Source organism: Acinetobacter sp. YH12070, assembly GCF_013419625.1.
Taxonomy (GTDB): Bacteria; Pseudomonadota; Gammaproteobacteria; order Pseudomonadales; family Moraxellaceae; genus Acinetobacter; species Acinetobacter amyesii.
On the sequence record NZ_VOZT01000090.1, the window covers coordinates 1 to 7,814 of the forward strand.

Below are 7,814 nucleotides of genomic sequence, written 5' to 3' on the forward strand. Positions count from 1 at the left end.
GGCCAGGCCTCAGCATTTTATTATGGTGATCCCCTGGGCGAAATGCGCCTGGTAAGCAGAGTTTTTGAAATGTAAGGCCTTTGAATAAGACAAAAGGCTGCCTCATCGCTAACTTTGCAACAGTGCCTCGCGGTCGGACTGCAAGTGATCTTGAAGCCACGGGCCCGTCCCACCCCGACATGGACCTCGATGCCCGAACGGACGTTAGATTTCGAGTTCTAGGCGTTCTGCGATGAAGGTTGGATCCCAGCCGGGATTGAAAGTGTCGACGTGGGTGAATCCGAGCCGCTCGTATAGGCCACGCAGGTTCGGGTGGCAGTCGAGCCGCAGCTTGGCGCACCCCTGCGTTCGCGCGGCATGGCGGCAAGCCTCGATCAGCGCGGAGCTGACACCCCGGCCCGCATGTGTCCGTCGCACCGCGAGCTTGTGCAGATATGCGGCCTCCCCCTTGAGGGCGTCGGGCCAGAACTCGGGATCCTCGGCCGACAAGGTGCAACAGCCGACGATGCCGTCGCTGCAACTCGCGACTAGGAGCTCGGATCTCAGGACGAAGGTCTCCGCGAATGTCCGGTCGATCCGCGCGACGTCCCAGGCGGGCGTTCCCTTGGCGGACATCCACGCCGCAGCGTCGTGCATCAGCCGCACAACCTCGTCGATATCACCCGAGCAGGCGACCCGAACGTTCGGAGGCTCCTCGCTGTCCATTCGCTCCCCTGGCGCGGTATGAACCGCCGCCTCATAGTGCAGTTTGATCCTGACGAGCCCAGCATGTCTGCGCCCACCTTCGCGGAACCTGACCAGGGTCCGCTAGCGGGCGGCCGGAAGGTGAATGCTAGGCATGATCTAACCCTCGGTCTCTGGCGTCGCGACTGCGAAATTTCGCGAGGGTTTCCGAGAAGGTGATTGCGCTTCGCAGATCTCCAGGCGCGTGGGTGCGGACGTAGTCAGCGCCATTGCCGATCGCGTGAAGTTCCGCCGCAAGGCTCGCTGGACCCAGATCCTTTACAGGAAGGCCAACGGTGGCGCCCAAGAAGGATTTCCGCGACACCGAGACCAATAGCGGAAGCCCCAACGCCGACTTCAGCTTTTGAAGGTTCGACAGCACGTGCAGCGATGTTTCCGGTGCGGGGCTCAAGAAAAATCCCATCCCCGGATCGAGGATGAGCCGGTCGGCAGCGACCCCGCTCCGTCGCAAGGCGGAAACCCGCGCCTCGAAGAACCGCACAATCTCGTCGAGCGCGTCTTCGGGTCGAAGGTGACCGGTGCGGGTGGCGATGCCATCCCGCTGCGCTGAGTGCATAACCACCAGCCTGCAGTCCGCCTCAGCAATATCGGGATAGAGCGCAGGGTCAGGAAATCCTTGGATATCGTTCAGGTAGCCCACGCCGCGCTTGAGCGCATAGCGCTGGGTTTCCGGTTGGAAGCTGTCGATTGAAACACGGTGCATCTGATCGGACAGGGCGTCTAAGAGCGGCGCAATACGTCTGATCTCATCGGCCGGCGATACAGGCCTCGCGTCCGGATGGCTGGCGGCCGGTCCGACATCCACGACGTCTGATCCGACTCGCAGCATTTCGATCGCCGCGGTGACAGCGCCGGCGGGGTCTAGCCGCCGGCTCTCATCGAAGAAGGAGTCCTCGGTGAGATTCAGAATGCCGAACACCGTCACCATGGCGTCGGCCTCCGCAGCGACTTCCACGATGGGGATCGGGCGAGCAAAAAGGCAGCAATTATGAGCCCCATACCTACAAAGCCCCACGCATCAAGCTTTTGCCCATGAAGCAACCAGGCAATGGCTGTAATTATGACGACGCCGAGTCCCGACCAGACTGCATAAGCAACACCGACAGGGATGGATTTCAGAACCAGAGAAAGAAAATAAAATGCGATGCCATAACCGATTATGACAACGGCGGAAGGGGCAAGCTTAGTAAAGCCCTCGCTAGATTTTAATGCGGATGTTGCGATTACTTCGCCAACTATTGCGATAACAAGAAAAAGCCAGCCTTTCATGATATATCTCCCAATTTGTGTAGGGCTTATTATGCACGCTTAAAAATAATAAAAGCAGACTTGACCTGATAGTTTGGCTGTGAGCAATTATGTGCTTAGTGCATCTAACGCTTGAGTTAAGCCGCGCCGCGAAGCGGCGTCGGCTTGAACGAATTGTTAGACATTATTTGCCGACTACCTTGGTGATCTCGCCTTTCACGTAGTGAACAAATTCTTCCAACTGATCTGCGCGGGAGGCCAAGCGATCTTCTTCTTGTCCAAGATAAGCCTGTCTAGCTTCAAGTATGACGGGCTGATACTGGGCCGGCAGGCGCTCCATTGCCCAGTCGGCAGCGACATCCTTCGGCGCGATTTTGCCGGTTACTGCGCTGTACCAAATGCGGGACAACGTAAGCACTACATTTCGCTCATCGCCAGCCCAGTCGGGCGGCGAGTTCCATAGCGTTAAGGTTTCATTTAGCGCCTCAAATAGATCCTGTTCAGGAACCGGATCAAAGAGTTCCTCCGCCGCTGGACCTACCAAGGCAACGCTATGTTCTCTTGCTTTTGTCAGCAAGATAGCCAGATCAATGTCGATCGTGGCTGGCTCGAAGATACCTGCAAGAATGTCATTGCGCTGCCATTCTCCAAATTGCAGTTCGCGCTTAGCTGGATAACGCCACGGAATGATGTCGTCGTGCACAACAATGGTGACTTCTACAGCGCGGAGAATCTCGCTCTCTCCAGGGGAAGCCGAAGTTTCCAAAAGGTCGTTGATCAAAGCTCGCCGCGTTGTTTCATCAAGCCTTACGGTCACCGTAACCAGCAAATCAATATCACTGTGTGGCTTCAGGCCGCCATCCACTGCGGAGCCGTACAAATGTACGGCCAGCAACGTCGGTTCGAGATGGCGCTCGATGACGCCAACTACCTCTGATAGTTGAGTCGATACTTCGGCGATCACCGCTTCCCTCATGATGTTTAACGCCTGAGCTCAGCCGACCGAAACCGCGTAGCGGTTTTGGGTCGGCTGCAGCGATTTGTTGGGCGATAGCTTGCCACATTCTCTCAACGATTGGGATTTGATGTACTTTCCGCACTTTGTAGCGCGACCACATCATGCTCCCCCTGGCCGCGAGAGCCCTTCACTCGGGAAACACAAGACAGACCGAGCACGACTGTTGCAAGGGTCAAACAGTACACGACAACCGGCCAAGCCGTGTTGCGCGGCAACAGCGAAATGATCAACGTTCCGATGCTTCCTAGCAGTACACCGCCCAAGCAGAAGTAGACTGCCGTGACCGTTCCAGCAACATGGTCGAATCCTCGAAGAGCGCCATTGGGCGCCACAGATACCGCTGTGGCGACACCAATACCCACTAGCCACATTGGAGCAATAAAGCCTAACACGGACTGCAAAGCCCATATTTCGGTGATGGCAAGCAATACTGCTCCAGCTATCAGGCATCCCATTCCCATTCGCAAGACACTTGGGCTGCCCCACTTGGGTATCACACGCCCCATAAAACGAGCCGTAAACACCATGGCAATTGCCACTGTGGCGAACAGCAGGCTGAAGCCAAGCTGAGACACACCTTGCCTGCCCATCATTAGTCCGGGCGCAATGGAGAAAAAGACGAAGAAGCTACCCATTCCAGCGGCGTAACACAACGTGTACAACCAGAAGTTCAGGCACTTAACGGGGAGTAGCAGCTGCGACCATTGCAAGCCCGCAACTCGTTGCACCCGGGTTTCAGGCCAGAATCGCCACGCTGCTGCAGATGCAGCGATCATGCCCAAACCTAGAAACGCAAAGATAGCCCGCCACCCAAGCCACATGTCGACGAGCGCTCCGAGCAATGGGCCTACCGCCGGGACTATGGCCAGCATGGATCCGAGTATGCCGTAAATGACATTACTTTCCTCGCGACCTGCGTAAATGTCACGTACTGTTGCAAATGTGGAAACAAGGCACGCCGAGGCACCACAAGCCTGAAGAATCCGAAGCCCCAGAAAGACTTCAGCCGATGACGTAAGAGCGAGGCCCATTGACGCCACAACGTAGGCGAGGCCACCTCCCAGTAGAACGGGGCGGCGCCCCAGTCGGTCCGATAGCGGTCCAAACAAGAGCTGACCGGCACCAATCATGACCAAGTACGTTGTCAGCGTAAGCTGAATTGTGCTCGCTGTCGTACCAAGCGCGTTTGGCATAAACGGCACTGCTGGCAAGTACATGTCCATGCCGAGTGATGCCAATAAATCGAACGGTGATAACAACAACACCGTGGCGGCAAGGGAGTACCGCCAACTAAAGTTTTTTGAGCGCACGAAACCATCTCCTTGAACAAAGGATTTGGCGGCGCTCCCGTAGAGCAAAAGGATTCATGAGAACGCCGCAACAACCGAAAAATGAAGGTTGCTGCGGCTTACTTGTCTGCGTTCTTGGAAGTGCTCATCTGCTGACTATCTCATGATTAAATTTGAATCGTAACAACTTTCAAGCAACTCTGCAAGGAGCCTTATTGTGCGCCCAACGCCGGAGTTAAGCCGCCGCGCGTAGCGCGGTCGGCTTGAACGAATTGTTAGACATCATTTACCAACTGACTTGATGATCTCGCCTTTCACAAAGCGAATAAATTCTTCCAAGTGATCTGCGCGTGAGGCCAAGTGATCTTCTTTTTGTCCCAGATAAGCTTGCTTAGCTTCAAGTAAGACGGGCTGATACTGGGCAGGTAGGCGTTTTATTGCCCAGTCGGCAGCGACATCCTTCGGCGCGATTTTGCCGGTTATTGCGCTGTACCAAATGCGGGACAACGTAAGCACTACATTTCGCTCATCGCCGGCCCAGTCGGGCTGCGAGTTCCATAGCTTCAAGGTTTCCCTCAGCGCCTCGAATAGATCCTGTTCAGGAACCGGGTCAAAGAATTCCTCCGCTGCCGGACCTACCAAGGCAACGCTATGTTCTCTTGCTTTTGTAAGCAGGATAGCTAGATCAATGTCGATCATGGCTGGCTCGAAGATACCCGCAAGAATGTCATTGCGCTGCCATTCTCCAAATTGCAGCTCGCGCTTAGCCGGATAACGCCACGGGATGATGTCGTCATGCACGACAAGGGTGACTTCTATAGCGCGGAGCGTCTCGCTCTCGCCAGGGAAAGCCGAAGCCTCCATAAGGTCATTGAGCAATGCTCGCCGCGTCGTTTCATCAAGCTTTACGGCCACAGTAACCAACAAATCAATATCGCTGTATGGCTTCAGGCCGCCATCCACTGCGGAGCCGTACAAATGCACGGCCAGCAACGTTGATTCCAGATGGCGCTCAATGACGCTTAGCACCTCTGATAGTTGGTTCGAAATTTCGATGGTCACCGCTACCCTCATGATGTCTAACGCCGCCATAAGTTGCGGCTTTGGAGTTGATTGTTTTGTGGTAGCGTAGCGTTAAACCACAAAACAAGCGACGGAAAAGCCGTCAACTTGATGGCCTTGTTAGCCTTATCAGCGCGACTGTGATGTATAAACGTCAAAAATTGAATGACCAATTTTAACAATCGCATCATTTCGCTCTGCCATTGAAGCCTGTGTTTGAGCTAGATAGATGCTCACAATAATTGGGGCTTGATGCTCACTCCACACAACTGCTGTAATACTCCGAGCACCAAATCCGCCAGCACCTGAGCGATCCGCAATGTTCCATCCCGCCGGCAATACTGAACGTAGTAAATTACCAGTGACTTGATTGTTCACCATCCAAGACTCTAATTTTTTCTGGTTCATTTCAGATAGCGCGGAACCAAATAAAAATTTATTCAAAGTACTGGCTATTGCCTTAGGAGTTGTCGTATCCCTCAAATCACCGAGCTTACCTTCATTTAAATCAGGCTCAATACGGTCTAGACGAGTCTCTTTGTCCCCAATTTGTCTTAAAAAATCAGTAACGCCTTTGGGGCCACCTACAGCACTTAGGATGATATTTGCCGCAGTATTATCACTTGTAGTCATAGTTGCGAAGCACGCATCATCGAGTGTGATTGCCTGCCCTACTTGCTTTTCTATTACAGGGGAATAGGTCACAAGATCTGCTTTCTTAATCTCGACTGTACTATTGGGATTAACTTTTCCTTGCTCAGCATCATATAGTAATTTAGCGCAAGCTATTGTTTTAAAAGTACTTGTTAACGGGAAGCGCTGATTGCCATTGTAATCCCAATATTCTCCATTTTGAGTATCAAGAACGGAAACACCTATACGAGCAGAAAGAGAAACTTCAATTGCCTTAACGTCTTGTTCAACTTGCTGAAACTTTGAACTACTTGCAAAAACCACGGATGGTATTAAAAGCGAAAATGCCAATAAAAACTTCATGTAAGTAACCCCATAATTTTGATTGTCACACATTTTATATAAAAGCATGAGGCTCCATAATATGGCTAACGCCCGCCTCAACTGCCGGAGGTTAATGGCGCCTTTTTTGCAGCTCCACCGCAAAAAAAGGTGACAGTAACCGGAGGTCAGATTGCAGGCGCTTGTTAACTCTTTTGCCAGATTTGATAACAATAGTTAATGTTAGACTCGAAATCTTGCTCAAATACCAACTTGAATGTATCTGGGATTTCAGGAAAAACTATGTCTCCATCTCGCTCGATGTCGACTGTTGAAATATGCAAAGTATCTACTTTGGAAATCAAGCTTTTGTATATTTCACCACCACCAGAAACGATAACATGATCCGTGATTTCCTCTAAATTTATTAAGGCATCCTGAATTGAGGAGAAAACCATTACACCCTCATCATTCGTAGAAAAATTAGAGCGAGTTACAACTGCATACTTTCGATTTGGGAGAGCGCCCATTGACTCAAAAGTTTTGCGTCCAACTAAAAGCCATTGATTATATGTAATTGCCTTAAATAGAAGTTGCTCGCCTTTGGCGCTCCATGGAATATCTGGTCCATTACCGATAATACCGTTCTTCGACTTGGCAGCCATTAGTGATAACTTCACGATTTCTCCCTCGAGTTAACTTTGTTTTAGGGCGACTGCCCTGCTGCGTAACATCGTTGCTGCTCCATAACATCAAACATCGACCCACGGCGTAACGCGCTTGCTGCTTGGATGCCCGAGGCATAGACTGTACAAAAAAACAGTCATAACAAGCCATGAAAACCGCCACTGCGCCGTTACCACCGCTGCGTTCGGTCAAGGTTCTGGACCAGTTGCGTGAGCGCATACGCTACTTGCATTACAGCTTACCAACCGAACAGGCTTATGTCCACTGGGTTCGTGCCTTCATCCGTTTCCACGGTGTGCGTCACCCGGCAACCTTGGGCAGCAGCGAAGTCGAGGCATTTCTGTCCTGGCTGGCGAACGAGCGCAAGGTTTCGGTCTCCACGCATCGTCAGGCATTGGCGGCCTTGCTGTTCTTCTACGGCAAGGTGCTGTGCACGGATCTGCCCTGGCTTCAGGAGATCGGAAGACCTCGGCCGTCGCGGCGCTTGCCGGTGGTGCTGACCCCGGATGAAGTGGTTCGCATCCTCGGTTTTCTGGAAGGCGAGCATCGTTTGTTCGCCCAGCTTCTGTATGGAACGGGCATGCGGATCAGTGAGGGTTTGCAACTGCGGGTCAAGGATCTGGATTTCGATCACGGCACGATCATCGTGCGGGAGGGCAAGGGCTCCAAGGATCGGGCCTTGATGTGGCACTGTTGCAAAGTTAGCGATGAGGCAGCCTTTTGTCTTATTCAAAGGCCTTACATTTCAAAAACTCTGCTTACCAGGCGCATTTCGCCCAGGGGATCACCATAATAAAATGCTGAGGCCTGGC

6 protein-coding genes and 4 pseudogenes are annotated in these 7,814 nt (G+C 52.6%); 2 read left to right on the forward strand and 8 right to left on the reverse strand.

The window, feature by feature from the left end:
- Window positions 1–75: pseudogene (locus FTU17_RS16260) on the forward strand (IS6 family transposase); the annotation flags it as partial.
- A 129-nt stretch (window positions 76–204) separates the two neighbouring features.
- On the opposite strand, the gene FTU17_RS16265 reads toward FTU17_RS16260, so the two are convergent.
- The 8 genes and pseudogenes from FTU17_RS16265 to dfrA16 form a co-directional block, all read right to left on the reverse strand.
- Window positions 205–705: a GNAT family N-acetyltransferase gene (locus tag FTU17_RS16265; protein ID WP_000376623.1), complete on the reverse strand. Its 501-nt coding sequence runs from the start codon at window positions 703–705 to the stop codon at window positions 205–207.
- Between the two features lie 127 nt (window positions 706–832).
- Window positions 833–1,672: a sulfonamide-resistant dihydropteroate synthase Sul1 gene (gene sul1, locus FTU17_RS16270; protein ID WP_000259031.1), complete on the reverse strand. Its 840-nt coding sequence runs from the start codon at window positions 1,670–1,672 to the stop codon at window positions 833–835.
- On the reverse strand, window positions 1,666–2,013 hold the full coding sequence (locus tag FTU17_RS16275; RefSeq protein WP_000679427.1) for a quaternary ammonium compound efflux SMR transporter QacE delta 1: 348 nt from the start codon (window positions 2,011–2,013) through the stop codon (window positions 1,666–1,668). Before FTU17_RS16275 ends, sul1 begins: the two co-directional genes overlap by 7 nt.
- A gap of 116 nt (window positions 2,014–2,129) precedes the next feature.
- A pseudogene (gene aadA1, locus FTU17_RS16280) lies at window positions 2,130–2,968 on the reverse strand (ANT(3'')-Ia family aminoglycoside nucleotidyltransferase AadA1).
- Window positions 2,969–3,060: 92 nt separating this feature from the next.
- On the reverse strand, window positions 3,061–4,320 hold the full coding sequence (locus tag FTU17_RS16285) for a chloramphenicol efflux MFS transporter CmlA6 (protein WP_001256773.1): 1,260 nt from the start codon (window positions 4,318–4,320) through the stop codon (window positions 3,061–3,063).
- Window positions 4,321–4,534: 214 nt separating this feature from the next.
- Window positions 4,535–5,373: pseudogene (locus tag FTU17_RS16290) on the reverse strand (AadA family aminoglycoside 3''-O-nucleotidyltransferase).
- 117 nt (window positions 5,374–5,490) lie between these two features.
- The gene (locus FTU17_RS16295; protein WP_001931474.1) at window positions 5,491–6,357 is read right to left on the reverse strand and encodes a PSE family carbenicillin-hydrolyzing class A beta-lactamase CARB-2; all 867 of its coding nucleotides are present in this window, start codon (window positions 6,355–6,357) and stop codon (window positions 5,491–5,493) included.
- 164 nt (window positions 6,358–6,521) lie between these two features.
- Window positions 6,522–6,995, reverse strand: a complete 474-nt coding sequence (dfrA16, locus tag FTU17_RS16300) for a trimethoprim-resistant dihydrofolate reductase DfrA16 (RefSeq protein WP_032490158.1) — start codon at window positions 6,993–6,995, stop codon at window positions 6,522–6,524.
- Between the two features lie 155 nt (window positions 6,996–7,150).
- Here dfrA16 and intI1 point away from each other — a divergent pair.
- A pseudogene (intI1, locus tag FTU17_RS16305) lies at window positions 7,151–7,687 on the forward strand (class 1 integron integrase IntI1); the annotation flags it as partial.
- Window positions 7,688–7,814: the final 127 nt, after the last annotated feature.

What these genes read in the sequence shown, in the direction of transcription:
- FTU17_RS16265 (WP_000376623.1), bottom strand. Translation starts at nt 705, where the DNA reads ATGGACAGCGAGGAGCCTCCGAACGTTCGGGTCGCCTGCTCGGGTGAT.
- sul1 (WP_000259031.1), bottom strand. Translation starts at nt 1,672, where the DNA reads ATGGTGACGGTGTTCGGCATTCTGAATCTCACCGAGGACTCCTTCTTC.
- FTU17_RS16275 (WP_000679427.1), bottom strand. Translation starts at nt 2,013, where the DNA reads ATGAAAGGCTGGCTTTTTCTTGTTATCGCAATAGTTGGCGAAGTAATC.
- FTU17_RS16295 (WP_001931474.1), bottom strand. Translation starts at nt 6,357, where the DNA reads ATGAAGTTTTTATTGGCATTTTCGCTTTTAATACCATCCGTGGTTTTT.